Source organism: Streptomyces sp. NPDC020780 (assembly GCF_044334475.1).
Classification (GTDB): domain Bacteria; phylum Actinomycetota; class Actinomycetes; order Streptomycetales; family Streptomycetaceae; genus Streptomyces.
Genome location: NZ_JBIRTB010000002.1, coordinates 610,817 through 626,612, shown reverse-complemented (window position 1 = coordinate 626,612; position 15,796 = coordinate 610,817). Strand labels below are relative to the sequence as shown.

The 15,796-nt window shown below is 73.1% G+C and carries 10 protein-coding genes; 4 read left to right on the top strand and 6 right to left on the bottom strand.

What is annotated here, in order from left to right; translation table 11 throughout:
• Positions 1-41 precede the first annotated feature (41 nt).
• The 5 genes from ACH4VO_RS06100 to ACH4VO_RS06080 form a co-directional block, all read right to left on the bottom strand.
• Complete coding sequence (locus ACH4VO_RS06100; protein WP_360995750.1) at positions 42-2,276, bottom strand: bifunctional glycosyltransferase family 2 protein/CDP-glycerol:glycerophosphate glycerophosphotransferase; 2,235 nt, start codon at positions 2,274-2,276, stop codon at positions 42-44.
• A 184-nt stretch (positions 2,277-2,460) separates the two neighbouring features.
• Positions 2,461-3,339: a carbohydrate ABC transporter permease gene (locus ACH4VO_RS06095; RefSeq protein ID WP_360995827.1), complete on the bottom strand. Its 879-nt coding sequence runs from the start codon at positions 3,337-3,339 to the stop codon at positions 2,461-2,463.
• Between the two features lie 50 nt (positions 3,340-3,389).
• Entirely contained in the window at positions 3,390-4,763 is a 1,374-nt protein-coding gene (locus tag ACH4VO_RS06090; RefSeq protein WP_360995748.1) for a sugar ABC transporter permease, read from the bottom strand.
• Between the two features lie 4 nt (positions 4,764-4,767).
• Positions 4,768-6,114, bottom strand: a complete 1,347-nt coding sequence (locus ACH4VO_RS06085; RefSeq protein ID WP_398440876.1) for an ABC transporter substrate-binding protein — start codon at positions 6,112-6,114, stop codon at positions 4,768-4,770.
• A gap of 241 nt (positions 6,115-6,355) precedes the next feature.
• Positions 6,356-9,703 (bottom strand): FHA domain-containing protein, encoded by a 3,348-nt coding sequence (locus ACH4VO_RS06080; RefSeq protein WP_360995742.1) that lies wholly within the window; start codon positions 9,701-9,703, stop codon positions 6,356-6,358.
• A gap of 451 nt (positions 9,704-10,154) precedes the next feature.
• On the opposite strand from ACH4VO_RS06080, the gene ACH4VO_RS06075 reads away from it, so the two are divergent.
• The 4 genes from ACH4VO_RS06075 (at position 10,155) to ACH4VO_RS06060 (ending at position 15,386) form a co-directional block, all read left to right on the top strand.
• Complete coding sequence (locus ACH4VO_RS06075; RefSeq protein WP_360995739.1) at positions 10,155-11,789, top strand: serine/threonine-protein kinase; 1,635 nt, start codon at positions 10,155-10,157, stop codon at positions 11,787-11,789.
• Positions 11,790-11,959: 170 nt separating this feature from the next.
• Positions 11,960-13,198 (top strand): serine/threonine-protein kinase, encoded by a 1,239-nt coding sequence (locus ACH4VO_RS06070; RefSeq protein ID WP_360995736.1) that lies wholly within the window; start codon positions 11,960-11,962, stop codon positions 13,196-13,198.
• Between the two features lie 70 nt (positions 13,199-13,268).
• Positions 13,269-14,375 carry a peptide chain release factor 2 gene (prfB, locus tag ACH4VO_RS06065; protein ID WP_360995733.1) on the top strand — a complete coding sequence of 369 codons (1,107 nt, stop codon included), beginning with the start codon at positions 13,269-13,271 and terminating at the stop codon, positions 14,373-14,375.
• A 354-nt stretch (positions 14,376-14,729) separates the two neighbouring features.
• Complete coding sequence (locus ACH4VO_RS06060) at positions 14,730-15,386, top strand: LPXTG cell wall anchor domain-containing protein (RefSeq protein ID WP_398440875.1); 657 nt, start codon at positions 14,730-14,732, stop codon at positions 15,384-15,386.
• A 119-nt stretch (positions 15,387-15,505) separates the two neighbouring features.
• On the opposite strand, the gene ACH4VO_RS06055 is transcribed toward ACH4VO_RS06060, so the two are convergent.
• A complete protein-coding gene (locus ACH4VO_RS06055) occupies positions 15,506-15,694 on the bottom strand; it encodes a hypothetical protein (protein WP_069173036.1) in 189 nt (62 codons plus the stop codon).
• Between the last annotated feature and the right edge of the window lie 102 nt (positions 15,695-15,796).

Here is a 15,796-nt window from a genome sequence, read left to right as displayed (position 1 = left end):
CGGGGGCCGTCTCCGCGCCCCCCTCCCCCGTCCCCTGGGGCTCACCCGGTGGTGAACTCCCGTACGGGCACCTGCCGGGGCACTCCCGGGCTCCCGCGGCCCGTGAACGGCGCGGGCAGGGGCGGCTCCGCGGTGTCGCCCAGGAAGACCCGGCGCACCACCCGTTCCGCCGCGTGCCCGTCGTCGTACGGGCAGAAGCGGGCCCGGAACGCGGCCCGGCGCTGCGCGGAGCGGGGGCCGCGCCAGTGGTCGGTGGAGAAGACCTCGTGCAGCTCGTCCTGGTCACGGGCCACGGCACCGGGTGGGAACGCCTCCAGGTCGAAGTACGTGCCCCGGGCCGCCTCGTAGGCCTCCCGGTCCGCCAGGTGCAGGACGACCGGCCGGTCCAGGTTGACGTAGTCGAACATCAGCGACGAGTAGTCCGTGATCAACGCGTCCGAGGCGAGGCAGAGTTCCTCGACGGACGGGTGGGCGGTGACGTCGATGATCCGCGGGTGGGAGGGGCGGGGGGTGCCGGCGCCGGAGGCCGCGTCGAGATAGTGGGAGCGGGCCAGGATCACGTAGCGCGGGCCCAGTACGCGGACGAGCCGCTCCAGGTCCAGGGGGTGGTGGGGGTCGCGCCGGTAGTCGCGGTGGGTCGGCGCGTAGAGCAGGGCGGTGCGGTCGGTGGGGACGCCCAGGCGCTCGCGCAACTGTGCGATCTCGGCCGGGGGCGTGCGGTGGAAGACGTCGTTGCGCGGGTTTCCGTACTCCAGTGTCGTGTAGCCGGAGGGGTAGGCGCGCTCCCACACGAGGGTGGAGTGCTGGTTGGCGGAGAGGGAGAAGTCCCACTTGTCGACGTTGCGCAGCAGCTGCTCGAAGTCCATGGAGCCGGCGGCCGCCGGGCGGTGCGCGAGGTCGGTGCCCATGGTCTTCAGGGGGGTGCCGTGATGGGTCTGGAGGAACACCTGGCCGCGTCTCTTCACCAGCCTGCGGTCGAAGTTGACGTTGTTCACGAGGTACTTGGAGCGGGCCAGGGCCGTCCAGTACGCGTACGTCCCCGGGTGCAGCACGCGTGTGGCGGACGGCACGGTGTGCGCGTCGCCGGGGCGGCAGATCCAGGAGGTGCGCAGGCCGGGGACCAGGGCCCGGGCGGTGGCCTCCAGCGCCGCGGGGCTGCAGGTGTAGCCCCGGTGCCAGTACGCGGCGAACACGGCCTCCGCCGGCCGGACCGGCAGTCGCAGCTGGACGCGGTAGTGCAGCTGGAGGACCGCTCCGCGCACCGCGTGGCGCAGGGCGGCGGAGCGGCGGCGCAGCCGGCCGCGCAGCTGCTGCCCGGCCCACAGGGTGCGGTAGGTGCGGTGCGCGCCCAGCCGGAACAGCGCGTGCCGCAGCCGGCTGCGGAACGGCACGGGGGCGCCGGGGGCGCGGTAGCGGCGGCAGTGGGCGCGGGCGCGGCGGAAGAACTCGGCGTGGGTGCCGCGCGGGAGCCGGCCCCGGGAGGTGAACAGCGTCGAGAAGTGGTCGAGCATCCGCCGGAACATCACCGGCCGCCAGAGCGCGAGTCCGGGGCGGGAGTCGATGAAGGCGAAGACGCGGTCGTACTGGTCGAAGACGTCGAAGTGCCTGCGGGTGGTGGTGGAGAGGATGTTGCCCCGGCGCCGCTGGCGGTATCCGACGCAGACCGCGTCCAGGACGGCGATCGATCCGGCGGCCATCAGCACCGGGTAGGTCCAGGGGGTGTCCTCGTAGTAGCCGGGGGGAAAGGCGAAGCCCTCGGCCTCGATGAACTCGCGGCGGTACGCCTTGTTCCAGACGACCATGAGGACCTTGAGCAGTTCGGGGCGCTGCGCCAGCCGGAAGGAGGGCGGGCCGGTCTCCGCGAGGTGCGCGGCGAAGGCGTTGCGTACGGCCTCGCCCGACCAGTACGTACGGGCGTAGTCGTAGACCAGGACGTCGGGACCGCCGGTGGCGTCCAGGCGGTCGGCGATGCTCTGCAGCGCCTCGGGGGTGAGGGTGTCGTCACCGTCCAGGAAGAGGAGGTAGTCACCGCTCGCCCTGGCGATCCCGGCGTTGCGGGCAGGGCCGAGACCGGCGTTGTGCGGAAGGTGCACGACGGTGACCCGGGGGTCACGGGCGGCGTACTCGTCGGCGATCGGGCCGCAGGCGTCCGGCGAACAGTCGTCGACCACGATGATCTCGTAGTCCTTGTACGACTGGTCCAGCACGGAGTCGAGACACGCGTGCAGGTACGCCTGGACCCGGTACGCGGGCACGATGACACTGAACCGGGGCACAACACATCCAGAGGCGCTCGCGGGCGGGCAGGTGGCCCGCAAACGGCCGATGGAGTGACATGGTTACGCCGGATGTGGCATTCGAGGGAAGTACGAGGTAGGGCGGCCCGGTCACGAGTGACCGGACCGCCCCAGGGTTGACGAACGTCTGTGCTGTCCGCTGTCCGCTGTTGTCGGGGTTCTCCTACTTGACCGCGCCGGCCATCACGCCGGAGACGAACTGCCGCTGGAAGGCGAAGAACACCACCAGCGGGATCACCATCGACACGAAGGCGCCGGGCGCCAGCACGTCGATGTTGTTGCCGAACTGGCGAACCTGCTGCTGCAGGGCCACCGTGATGGGCGGGGACTCCGAATCGGCGAAGATCAGCGCGACCAGCATGTCGTTCCACACCCAGAGGAACTGGAAGATGCCGAGCGAGGCGATCGCGGGTCCGCCGAGCGGCATGACCACCCGGGTGAACACCCGGATCTCGCCCGCTCCGTCCAGCCGTGCGGCCTCCAGGAGTTCGCGCGGGATCTCGGCGAAGAAGTTCCGCAGCAGGAAGATGGCGAACGGCAGGCCGAACGCCGTGTGGAACACGATCACGCCGAAGGTCGTCTCGAAGATCCCGATCGTCCCGAAGAGCTTGGAGACGGGGATCAGGGCGACCTGTACGGGCACGACCAGCAGGCCCACGACCACCAGGAACCACCAGTCGCGGCCGGGGAACTCCATCCAGGCGAAGGCGTATCCGGCGAGCGAGCCGATCACCACCACCAGGAAGGTGGCCGGAACCGTGATCATCACCGTGCTGAGGAGGGAATCGGTGATGACCGAGTTGTCCAGCAGGCGCTGGTAGTTCTCGAAGGTGAGATCGGTGGGGGCCGTGAGGACCTTCCACCAGCCGCTCGCCGCGATGTCGTCGGCCCCGCGCAGCGAGGACAGCAGCAGCCCGATGGTCGGCATCAGCCAGAAGAGGGCCACCAGCACCAGGAAGACCCGCATCACCCCGCCGCCCGCCCGTGCGGCGAGCCGGGAGCCCAGGGGCTGCCGGAGCGGCGGGGCGTCGGCCGTGGTCACCGTCTGTGCCGCTTTCGGGGCGGGTACCGCCTGTGCGGCCTCGTTCGTGGTCACCGCCGCCCCTCCTTCCGTATCCGGCGGATGTTGAACAGCATGACCGGGATCACCAGCAGCAGGAGGAGTACGGCGATGGCGCTGCCGACCCCGAGATCCGCGTCCGTGCCGAACGAGGACCGGTACAGCTGCAGCGCCAGGACGTTCGCGTCGTCCTGCGAGGAGCCCGGCGCGATGATGAAGACCAGGTCGAAGATCTTCAGGACGTTGATCATCAGGGTGACGAGCACCACCGCCAGGACGGGCGCCAGCATCGGCACCGTGATCCGGCGGAACACCTGCCACTCGTTCGCGCCGTCCACCCGGGCGGCCTCGAGGAGTTCGCGGGGCAGGCCCGCGAGGCCCGCGGCGATCAGGACCATCGCGAAGCCCGCCCACATCCAGACGTAGCTGCCGATGATCCCGGGGGTCACCAGGGACGGGCCGAGCCAGTCGACGCCGTTGTACGGCTCCCGGAAGTTGTCGGCGGGCAGGCGCAGGTACGCCCCGTCCGCGGACGCGGGAAGCGTGAAGACACCGTCGGCGCCGGCCGTGGCCGAGGCGACGACCTTGCCGTCCTTGACGGCCTCGACCTTCATGCCCTTGAGGCCGAGCTCCGAGGGGTCGACGGCGTTGGGCTTGCCGCCGCCGCCCTTGGTGAAGTCGAGCCAGGTGGTGCCCGTGATGCCGTCACCCGACGCGGACGCGGCCTTCGCCGGCACCGCGTCGTCCGGCATCTTCGCGGGCGCCACCCCGACCAGCGGCAGCAGCGCCGGCCGGCCCGCCCGGACCGGTTCCTTGGTCATGAACGATCCGCCGCCACCCGCCTCGAGCGGGTGCACGGGCAGCGGGTGCGCCTTCGGGAACGCCGACGACGCGGCGAACGTGTCGTGCACGCCCACCGCCACGGCGTTGGCGACCCCGCGCTCCGGCGCCTGGTCGTACACCAGCCGGAAGATGATGCCCGCGGCCAGCATGGAGATCGCCATCGGCATGAAGACGATCAGCTTGAAGGCCGTTCCCCAGCGGATCCGCTCGGTCAGCACCGCGAAGATCAGTCCCAGCACGGTGGAGACGGTCGGTGCGACCACCACCCATACCGCGTTGTTCTTGACCGCCGTAAGGATGGTGTCGTCGGTGAACAGTGCCTTGTAGTTGTCGAGGCCGGCGAAGCCCGTGCCCGCCTGGTCGAAGAACGACCGGTAGACCGAGTACACGATCGGGTAGACGACGAGGGCGCCGAGCAGTGCGAGGGCGGGCAGCAGGAACGCCGCCGCGATGACCCTCCGGGTGCCGGTCACACTCCGCCGCGAACGTCCGGGTCCGGGCCCGCCGGGAGACTTGTCGGCGGGGGGCACCGCTGCGGTGCCCCCCGCGGTCGCTGTCGTCATCCCGTCAGCTCGTGTAGGCCTTGGCCGCGTCGGACTCCAGCTTCGCCTGGGTCCCCGCGATGTCCTTCGGGTTCTTCAGGAAGTCCTGGAGGGTCTTCCACTCACCCTTGCCGGGCGTACCGCCGAACGACTGCGGGGCCTGGTCGGACATGTCGAACCGGACGTCGTCGCCGGCGTCGATCAGCGCCTCGGCCATCGTGCGCTGCACGTCGTTGGGGTACGCGGCCGTGTCCAGCGCCTTGTTGGGCGAGATGAACCCGCCCGCCTCGGCCCAGATCTTCGCCGCGTCCTGGGAGGCGAGCCAGGTCAGCAGGGCCTGGGCGCCCTTGCTGTCCTTGAGCGCCACCGCCGCGTCGCCGCCCGTCACGACGGGGGAGTCGGCGCCGACGGCCGGGAACGGGAACACCTTGGCGTCCGTACCGACCTTCGCCTCGGTCTGGGCGATGTTGACGGAGACGAAGTCGCCCTCGAACACCATCGCACCCTTGGGCTGGTCGCCTCCGGTGAACGTCTGCGTGACGGAGGCCGGGAACTCGGTCTGCAGAGCCCCGTCCGCGCCGCCCGTGATCAGGTTCGGCTTGCCGAAGAGCTCGGCCAGGGTGGTCAGCGCGTCCTTGACGGACGGGTCCGTCCACTTGATCTCGTGCTTGGCCAACTGGTCGTACTTCTCCGGGCCCGCCTGGGAGAGGTAGATGTTCTCGAACCAGTCGGTGAGCGTCCAGCCGTCCGCGCCGCCCACCGACACGGGAGTGACACCGGAGGCGGACACCGTCTCGGCGGTGGCCAGGAAGTCCTTCCAGGTCTTCGGCTCGCTCGCGCCGGCGTTCTCGAACGCCTTGGCGTTGTACCAGATCAGCGACTTGTTGGCGGCCTTGAAGTAGACGCCGTACTGGGTGCCGTCCACCGCGCCGAGGTCCTGCCAGACCTTCGCGTAGTTCTTGCTCAGCTGGGCCTTCGCCTCGGCGCCGACCGGCTTGGCCCACTTCTTGGCCACCGCCTGCTGGATGGCTCCCACCTGCGGGATCATCGCGACGTCCGGGGGCTGGCCGCCCGCGATCTTCGTACCGAGGAAGTTCACGATCGGGTCCTGCGCCGGGACGAAGGACACCGTGGCGCCCGTCCGCTTCTCGAACTCCTTCAGGACCTTGGTGAAGTTGGCCTGCTCGGGGCCCGTCCAGACCGCCGCGACCGAGATCTTCTCGCCGTCCAGTTTCGGCAGGGTGACGCTCGACGGGCTCTCCTTGCCCGCCCCGGAGCCCTCGCCCGCCTTCTTCTCCTTGCCACCGTCGTCACTGCAGCCGGTGAGTGCCAGTGCCCCGATCGCGGTGAATACCAGTGCGGCCCTACGCATACGAGCGCTTCTGCGCATCCCTTGCCCCGTCTCTCCTGCACGCGCATGCGGGCGGAGCGGCACCACCGGTTGGGACCCGGCGGCGCCGCCCACGCCTCCACATCGTGCGGCTCACGTCGTTCGTGCGCACAGTCCTATGCCCGGTACTCCGGACTCGCAATACCGCTACAGGTTCCTGTCAATTGATCGTGATGGGCTCGTGACGTGACGTCAGGAACGCACGGGCGCGCGGGCGCTGTGTTCAGGACGGGGGAGGCGGCGGGAGCAGCGGTGGAAGCCGCTCGGCGTTCACCGAGCGGGCCGCCCGCTCCAGGGCGCTGGCCAGCAGGGCCAGATCCGTGGGGCCGTTGCCCAGTTCGCGCAGCGGCCGGCGGGTCGGCGGATCGCCCATCCGCTCCCACTCCAGGGGGACGACGGTCGGGCGCAGGGTCGCGGTGCGCGGGATGCGGCCGGTGACCCTGCCCCCCTGGAACGGCGTCACCCGGCCGTCCGGATGCCCGAGCCGGCCGCGGCCCGGCGCCGCCTCGTCGGGGGAGGGCGGTACGACGGGTGGGTCGAGCACGATGCGCAGCCGGGCGCCGCGGGCCAGCTCCGTGTCCTCGGTGCGGTCCGGGCGGCCGGAGGTGGCGACCAGGTGGACGCCGAGGCGCCCGCCGTCCCTGGCCACGGCTTCCAGCACCCGGACGACGGAACCGGCGGACGGGCGGCCGGGGCTGCCGAGCGCCGGGGCCACCAGGGCGTCGAAGTCGTCGACCAGGACGACGAGCCGGGGCAGCGGGGACGGACCCGGGTCCGCCGTGCGGGCTGCGGCGGGCCGCAGCCGCAGGGTGCCGGTGGCCGGGGAGTCGAGGTCGCCGCGTTGCTCGGCGGCGGAGGAGGGGCGCCGGCCCGCGGTGGGGGCCTGCGACCGGGCGTACCGCTCGTGCCATTCGGGGAAGCCCAGCCCGCCGAGCAGCTCCGCCCGGCGTTTCAGCTCGCCACCGAGGGCCTGGGCGAACTCCCGCATCCGCACGGGGTCCGAGGCGATGTGGGTGAAGACGTGCGGCAGCTCCGTGCAGGGGCGCAGCCCCTCGCCGCGCTCCCCGTGCTCGCCGCCCGAGCCGTCGATCAGCAGGATGCCGAGCCGGTCGGGCCGGGCGGCGGAGGCCAGCGAGGCGGCGACCGCGCGCAGCAGCTCCGTACGGCCGCTGCCCGCCGGTCCCTCGATCAGCAGGTGCGGCCCCTCGTCGGCCAGATCGACGGAGAGCGGGCCCCGGGGGCCGGCGCCGAGCACGATCACCGGGCGCCCCGCACTGCCGGCGGTCGTGCCGGGACCGGGCCCGGGCACAGGTTCGCTGTCACGCCGCTGGGCGACGATCCGGGGGCTGCCGCCACTCCCGGCCGCCGTGGTGCTTCCGGCCGCCGCCGCGGGTGGCAGATGGTCCGGCCCGCCGCGCTGCGGGCTCACCCGGGGCCCGGTGCTCAGGGTGCGGCCGGAACCCGCCGTGTCCAGGTCCGCCCCGGCGGGGGCCGCCGGGGGCAGCGTGGCGCCGGGCTGCTGCTCCGCCGTGGAGGCCCAGCGGGCCATCAGGGAGGCCGGGGTGGCCCTGGCCAGGCCCAGTTCGTCCAGGAGACGGGCGGAGGGGGGCAGCGCCGCCGCCAGGGGTCTGCCCGGCAGCACGGCCGTGCCCTCGTCCCGCAGCGGCGCGAGGGCACGCGCGAACCGCTCGGCCCAGGCCGACGACACCGCGTCCACGGTGGCGACGGTGCCGTGGCCCGCCGTCCGGCCGCCCGCCGTGCGCAGCAGGCGCAACGCGGTCGCCACGTCGCCGCTAAGCATGGCGACCGCCCCGCACTCCCGGAAGGGGATCGAGGCCCGGCACGCGGTGTCGTACGTCGCGGTGACCGGCGAGGTGGGTGAGGCGGCCGGGGTCTCGGCGAGGCAGATCAGGTGGATACCGGCCGCGGCTCCGGCGCCCGCGAGCGCTGCCGTGGTCTCGCGCAGCTCGGCCGAGCCCGGGTCGCCGTCCACGATCACCACGGTGTACGGCCCCGGGTGGCGGCCGGCGGCCCCGGCGACGGCCGCCCGGTCGGCGCTCGCCCAGTCCGGGCCCAGCGGCCCCGCCTCGAGGCGGCGTACCAGCTCCGCCGTCCGGGCGGCCGCCTGCTCACGGTCGTACGCCAGCAGCAGCCGGCAGTCCTGGCCGTGCATGGGGCGCAGATGGGGCAGCCAGCCGAGCCAGGACCACTCGCGCAGGCGCTCCTCCGCGCCGCGCGTACGGTCCGTGCTGATCAGCACGATCTCCAGGTCGAACGGGGAGTGCAGGGCGGCGAGCTGGGCCACCGCCGAGCGGGCCAGCCCGGCCAGCCGGGCCCTGGGGCCCGCGAGCCCGAGCGAGCCGGCTTCCCGCAGGGCCACGGTGACGGGTACGGCCGGCAGCCCGGCCCGCTCCGTCGTCCCCAGTCGCACGACCAGCGCCTCCGGGTGCGCCGGGTCGCGCTCCCACAGACGGGGTCCGGGCCCGAGCGCCGTGAGGAGGACGGCCGCGGGGTCGGGCCAGGTCCCGGCGGGGTCCCGCCGCGACGGGACGAGGCCACCGGCTTCCGCCGGCGGGCCGCCCGGGTCGGTGTGCGCCGGTCCGTCCGCGGGTCCGGAGGCGGCCCGGCCGGCGTCGCCCTGTACTGGTTCGCCCTTGCCGCCTGCCAGGCGGCGCGCCCAGGCGCCTATGCCGCGTCGGGGGGCCTCGCCGTCGGCGAGGGCGGTGCCGCGCCCGTGGGTGGTGTGGGCCGCCGGTGCGCCGTGACCACCCGGGCCGGCGGATCCCGGCTGCTCGCCGCGGTCGGCGGGCCCGCCGTCGTACGGATCGTGGGCGCCGTGTCCGGTGGGGGCGGGGCCGCGGGCGGGGCCGTGGCCCGCACCGCCGCCGGATCCCCCCGCTCCGCCGCCGTTCTTCGCGCCGTCCGGCCGGGCCACCCGCAGATGGCCCTCCCCGTCAGGGGTCGTCGTCAGGGCCGGCGCGGGCGCGCCCGGCGTGAGGCGCAGCGCGGACTCGCCGAGGCGCAGCAGCGCGCCCGGGGCCAGCCGCACCGGGGTGTCGCGGACCTCCGTGCCGTCCAGGGAGGTGCCGTTGGTCGAGCCGAGGTCGGCGACCGACACCCCGCCGTCCTCGGAGACCGTCACGGCGCAGTGCAGCCGGGACACGTCGGGATCGTCGAGCGGGACGTCGGCCTCGGCGGAGCGCCCGATGCGGATGCGGCCGCCGTGCAGCAGGTGGACGCCGCCGGCGTCGGGGCCCGCGATCACGTGCAGCTGCGCGGGGACGGCGTCGTCCGCCGCCTCGTTCTCGCCGGGCACCTGGAGGGAGAGGACCGTGCCGTCCACCAGGGGCGGCTCGCCGAGGGCGCAGCGCTGCGGGTCGAGCCGCTCCCGCCCGGCGTACAGCACCACGGCGCCGCCGCCCGGCGGGGTCTCGGGGCCGGACACCGCCGTGGCCAGGCCGGAGGCGACGGCCGCGAGAGCCGTCCCCGCGGGGGCGGTGACGAGCACGTCGCACGCACGGGGCGGGTTCTGGCCGCTGCGCGGCGCGAGGACGGTCAGCCGGATCTGCATCGCCGTCAGCGGTCCCTTCTGCGCGGGGCGCCCGGCAGGGGAGAAGCCCTGTGATTCCCCCCACCCGGCACGGACGCGTCGTCCGGTTCAGGTCGTCACGGAGCGCGAGGCACCCGGCCACACGGTTCCGTGCTGGAGGCATCCTCGCACCTGCCACTGACAACACGCCCGAGGGTGACCGCTTAGTGATCTTGAATGGCCGAGTGTGGGTGCAAAAGTGCCTGCTTGGTCCTGCGGCGGGCGTACTGCACACTCGTTCGGCAACCAACCCCTCGCCGTCCGCGTCTTCCCCGGACACGGCGGCGACGCGACCGGAAGTCCCTCCGAAGTCCCTTCGAAGACGCTCCGTCCGGCGGCCTCGCGGCCGCCGGACAGGTCGTTAGAGTGGGCCGGGACATCCGGGCCGGCCCCGGGGATCCGCCAGCACAACGACCAGCAGGGAGCGCGTGACGTGCGGCCAGTCGGCAGCAAGTACCTGCTCGAGGAGCCGCTCGGACGCGGCGCCACGGGCACCGTCTGGCGAGCCCGCCAGCGGGAGACCGCGGGCGCCGAGGCGGCCGTCGCCGGGCAGCCCGGCGAGACCGTCGCGATCAAGGTGCTCAAGGAGGAGCTCGCCAACGACGCGGACGTCGTGATGCGGTTCCTGCGTGAGCGCTCCGTGCTGCTGCGGCTCACCCACGCCAACATCGTCCGAACCCGGGACCTGGTCGTCGAGGGCGACCTCCTGGCCCTGGTCATGGACCTGGTGGACGGCCCTGACCTGCACCGTTACCTCCGCGAGAACGGCCCGCTCACCCCGGTCGCCGCGAGCCTGCTCACCGCCCAGATCGCGGACGCGCTCGCGGCCAGCCACGCCGACGGTGTCGTCCACCGCGATCTGAAGCCCGCCAACGTGCTGCTCGACGAGCGCGACGGCGAGATGCACCCGATGCTCACCGACTTCGGTATCGCCCGCCTCGCGGACTCCCCGGGGCTGACCCGGACCCACGAGTTCGTCGGCACGCCCGCCTACGTGGCGCCCGAGTCCGCCGAGGGCCGCCCGCAGACCTCCGCCGTGGACATCTACGGCGCCGGCATCCTGCTGTACGAGCTGGTCACCGGCCGCCCGCCGTTCGCCGGGGCCACCGCGCTCGAGGTCCTGCACCAGCACCTCAGCGAGGAGCCCCGCCGCCCCGGCACCGTTCCCGAACCCCTGTGGACGGTCATCGAGCGCTGTCTGCGCAAGGACCCCGACCAGCGGCCCAGCGCCCTGAACCTCGCCCGTGCCCTGCGCACCGTCGGGGCGGGCATCGGGGTGCACGCGAACTCGGCGCAGATCGCCGCGGCCGAGGGCGTGGGCGCCCTGCTCGCCCCCGACCCGGCCCCCGCAGCCGTCCCGGAGACCCCGGGCGCGGCCGACGCGACGCAGGTGCTGCCGGGCAACGCGGGGTCCTACGACCCGGCCGCCCCCACCAGCGTCATGCGGCAGACCTCGGGCGGGAACGGCGGACACGCCGACCCCACGGCGGTCCTGCCCCCCGTTCCCCCGGGTCCCGACGGGCCCCCGCGCCCCGACGAGCCGCACCCCTGGCAGTCCCAGCTCCGGGCGGCCCGCGACCGCAACGAGCAGACGCAGGTCCAGTACCTCGACCCCAGCCAGGACCCGCTGCGCCGCCGCCCGCAGCGGCAGCAGCCCCCGCAGGCCCCGCGTCAGAGCCCACAGGCCCCGCAGCAGCAGCCCCGGCAGCCCCAGCGGCCGCAGCAGCCGCAGTACGCGCAGCAGCAGGCCCAGCCCCAGCGCTACCAGCCGCCGCAGCAGCCCCAGCGGCAGCAGTACGCGCCGCCGCAGCAGCCGGCGCCCCAGCCGCCGGCCCCGCGACAGCCGAGGCAGCGCAGCGCCAACCCGATGCGTATCCCTGGCCTCGGATGCCTCAAGGGGTGCCTGTTCACGATCGTGCTGCTGATCGTCGCCGGCTGGCTCGTCTGGGAGCTGACACCGCTCCAGGACTGGGTCGACCAGGGCAAGGGCTACTGGGAGGCCATCGGGGACGGCATCTCCACCGTCACCGGCTGGTTCAAGGATCTCGGGGGCAGCACCCCGAGCTGAGTTCCCGGCCGACCGGGCGGCAACGGCCCCCACTCTGTGGCTTTGTCGACTTCTGCGGGCCCAATTAGCCCGCGGAAGTGAAGGTCGGCGCCGTCCGCGGCACGCAACACCCCGATCGCCGCGTAACTTTGTCGACCGGGGGGTCAACGCCAGCCGCTGAGGGAGCAGTCTTGGCACGGAATATCGGCAGCCGGTACACCGCCCACCAGATCCTGGGGCGCGGCAGCGCCGGCACGGTGTGGCTCGGCGAAGGGCCCGAGGGCCCGGTGGCCATCAAGCTGCTCCGCGAGGACCTCGCGTCCGACCAGGAGCTCGTGGGCCGTTTCGTACAGGAGCGCACCGCGCTGCTCGGTCTCGACCATCCGCACGTCGTCGCCGTCCGCGACCTCGTGGTGGACGGCAACGACCTGGCACTCGTCATGGACCTCGTACGGGGCACCGACCTGCGGACCCGCCTCGACCGGGAGCGCCGGCTCGCGCCCGAGGCGGCCGCCGCGATCGTCGCGGACGTCGCCGACGGCCTCGCCGCCGCCCACCGGGCCGGAGTCGTGCACCGCGACGTCAAGCCGGAGAACATCCTGCTCGACATGGAGGGCCCCCTCGGCCCCGGCGGCTCGCACCCGGCCCTGCTCACCGACTTCGGCGTCGCCAAGCTCATCGACACCCCGCGCCGCACCAAGGCGACCAAGATCATCGGTACGCCGGACTACCTGGCCCCCGAGATCGTCGAGGGCCTACCGCCGCGCGCCGCCGTCGACATCTACGCCCTCGCGACGGTGTTCTACGAACTCCTCGCCGGCTTCACGCCCTTCGGCGGCGGACACCCCGGGGCGGTGCTGCGCCGCCACGTCACCGAGACGGTCGTTCCGCTCCCGGGCATCCCCGAGGAGCTGTGGCAGCTGCTGGTCCAGTGCCTGGCCAAGGCCCCGGCGTCCCGGCTGCGCGCCTCTGAACTGGCGGCCCGGCTGCGCGAGCTGCTCCCGCTCCTGGCCGGGATACCCCCGCTCGACGTCGACGAGCCGGAGACCGGGTCCGAACCGCAGGCGTACGACGAACAGAGTTACGTCCCCGACCCGGAGCAGCCCCGCCGCCGCGGAGCCGTCCCCCTGGTCCCCGGCTCCGCCCCGGACTCCAACCGGGACACCCACACGAGCATGCGCGTCCCCGCCCCCGACGAACTGGCGGGCGGCCCCCTCGGCACGGCGAGGGCCCCGCGCGCCCCGGGCCGCCCCCGGCCCGGCTCGGCCCGGAACAAGTCCGCCGCCGTCCGCAAGCGCCGCATCACCCTCGGTGCGGCCGCGGTGGCCCTGTGTGCGGCGATCGGTGTCGGCGGCTGGTTCGCCACGAGCGGGGACGACGGGGGACCGGCGCCCGAGGACTCGGGGAATTCGGCTCCGTCGGCCCCCTGAGGGCGGCCCGGCGGGGGCCGGGCCACCGGGGGAGGGACAGGTTCACTCGTCCAGCCGTTACGCTGGACCCGTGGCAGTCGTCGATATTTCCGAAGAGCTGAAGTCCCTCTCCTCGACCATGGGGTCGATCGAGGCCGTCCTGGACCTGGATTCCCTGAGGGCCGAGATCGCCGCGCTCGAGGAGCAGGCGGCGGCGCCGTCCCTCTGGGACGACCCGGAGGCGGCCCAGAAGATCACCAGCAAGCTTTCGCACCTCCAGGCCGAGGTCCGCAAGACCGAGGCTCTGCGCGGGCGCATCGACGACCTCGTCATCATGTTCGAGCTCGCCGAGGACGAGGGCGACGCCGAGGCGCTGGGCGAGGCGGAGGCCGAGCTCGAGTCGGTCAGGAAGGCGCTGGACGAGATGGAGGTCCGCACCCTCCTCTCGGGCGAGTACGACTCGCGTGAGGCGCTGGTCACGATCCGCGCCGAGGCCGGCGGCGTCGACGCCGCGGACTTCGCCGAGAAGCTGCAGCGCATGTACGTCCGCTGGGCCGAGAGGCACGGCTACAAGACCGAGGTCTACGAGACGGCGTACGCCGAGGAGGCCGGCATCAAGTCGACCACCTTCGCCGTCGAGGTCCCGTACGCCTACGGCACCCTCTCCGTGGAGCAGGGCACCCACCGGCTCGTCCGGATCTCCCCCTTCGACAACCAGGGCCGCCGCCAGACGTCCTTCGCGGGTGTCGAGGTCCTCCCGGTGGTCGAGCAGACCGACCACATCGAGATCGACGAGTCCGAGCTGCGCGTCGACGTGTACCGCTCCTCGGGTCCCGGCGGCCAGGGTGTCAACACCACGGACTCCGCGGTGCGTCTGACCCACCTGCCCACGGGCATCGTCGTCTCCTGCCAGAACGAGCGCTCGCAGATCCAGAACAAGGCGTCCGCGATGAACGTCCTCCAGGCGAAGCTGCTCGAGCGCCGCCGCCAGGAGGAGCAGGCGAAGATGAACGCCCTCAAGGGCGACGGCGGCAACTCCTGGGGCAACCAGATGCGGTCGTACGTCCTGCACCCGTACCAGATGGTCAAGGACCTGCGTACGGAGTTCGAGATGGGCAATCCGGAAGCGGTCTTCAACGGCGAGATCGACGGCTTCATCGAGGCGGGCATCCGCTGGCGCAAGCAGAGCGAGAAGTAACCGTACGCGTACGGCGGCCGGGCCCGGGCAGGGGAATCCTGTCCGGGCCCGGCGCGTTCTCCCGTCCGTTCCCGGGGAGTTGGGGCGGTCAGTGTGGCGAATGAGTCACAGTCGTGCGTCCGATTGCCCGTCAAGAACCCCCATAGCGCCGCTTATGCCTCGGAACGGCCTTGACGTAGTCCTTGACTCTGGACAGGGTGCTAGGGCAGCACGCGTATGTCTGGGACAGGTGTGACGGGGGCGGGGCGGGATGACCACGGTACGACGTGGCCCCGCGGAGACCGCGACCTCGCAAGGCCGTGGACCGCATATGGCTGCTCCATCGACGAGATCGGCTACTGGGGGTAGCAACAGATGACCAAGAAGACGCGAGTTCGCATTGCGCGGATAGCCGCTGGTGCGGTTGTCGCCGCGGGCGCCTCGCTCACTGTCACCGGTGCGGCGCAGGCTGCCGGTTACCTCACCGAAGAGAGTGTTACGAGCACCACCACCACGACCGACGGTGAGCCCGAGGTTATCGGTGGCCTGCTCGGCGGAGTGGACGCCGGCGCCGAGGGTGGTGCGGGCGACCAGGGTGGTGCGGGCGACCAGGGTGGTGCCGGTGACCAGGGTGGTGCGGGCGACCAGGGTGGTGCCGGTGACCAGGGTGGTGCGGGCGACCAGGGTGGTGCCGGTGACCAGGGCGGGGTGACCGGCGGTGACACCGGGTCCACCACCGGCTCGTCCACCACCGGCTCGGCCACCACCGGCTCGGCCACCACCGGCTCGGCCACCACCGGCGAGACCGGCACCTGCACCGTCGACCTGGACGGCGCCGCGTGCGCCGACAACACCGACACCGACAGTGTCGGCAACCAGCCGGCCGAGCAGAGCAAGGGCAAGGACGAGCTCGCCGAGACCGGTGCGGCCGAGACCACGTTCCTGCTGGTCGGCGCCGCGACGATGATCGCGGGCGGTATCGGCTTCCGCATCCTGCCGCGTCTGGCGGGCGGCGGTCGTACGGTCGCCTAGACCCGTACGCGCACGATGAAGGGCCAGGGAGGGCGCTCAGCCTCTCCCTGGCCCTTTCCGTACACCCGCGGCGCCCGGACCGCTCCTGCGGCCGTACACGCCCGCACGGGGCCTCCTGCTCAGACCTGGTGCGCCAGCAGGGCCAGCGCGGCCACCAGGATCACCATCAGCGCGATCAGCATGGCCGGATTCAGCCCGGAGAACGGACCCTGCTCCTGCATCCGCTCCCGGCTCGCCCGGCAGACGCGGCAGCGTCCCTCACTCACGGGCGCCGCGCAGTTCGCGCACACCAGTCGGTCGTAGGTCATGCGCTTCCTCCTCACTGCGCGGCGGAGCCGCGTTCACGTTCTCTCCGCACAACGCTCAGGGAAACGCGACCGTTCCCCCTTCCACTGTGCCAGCTCGCGCGG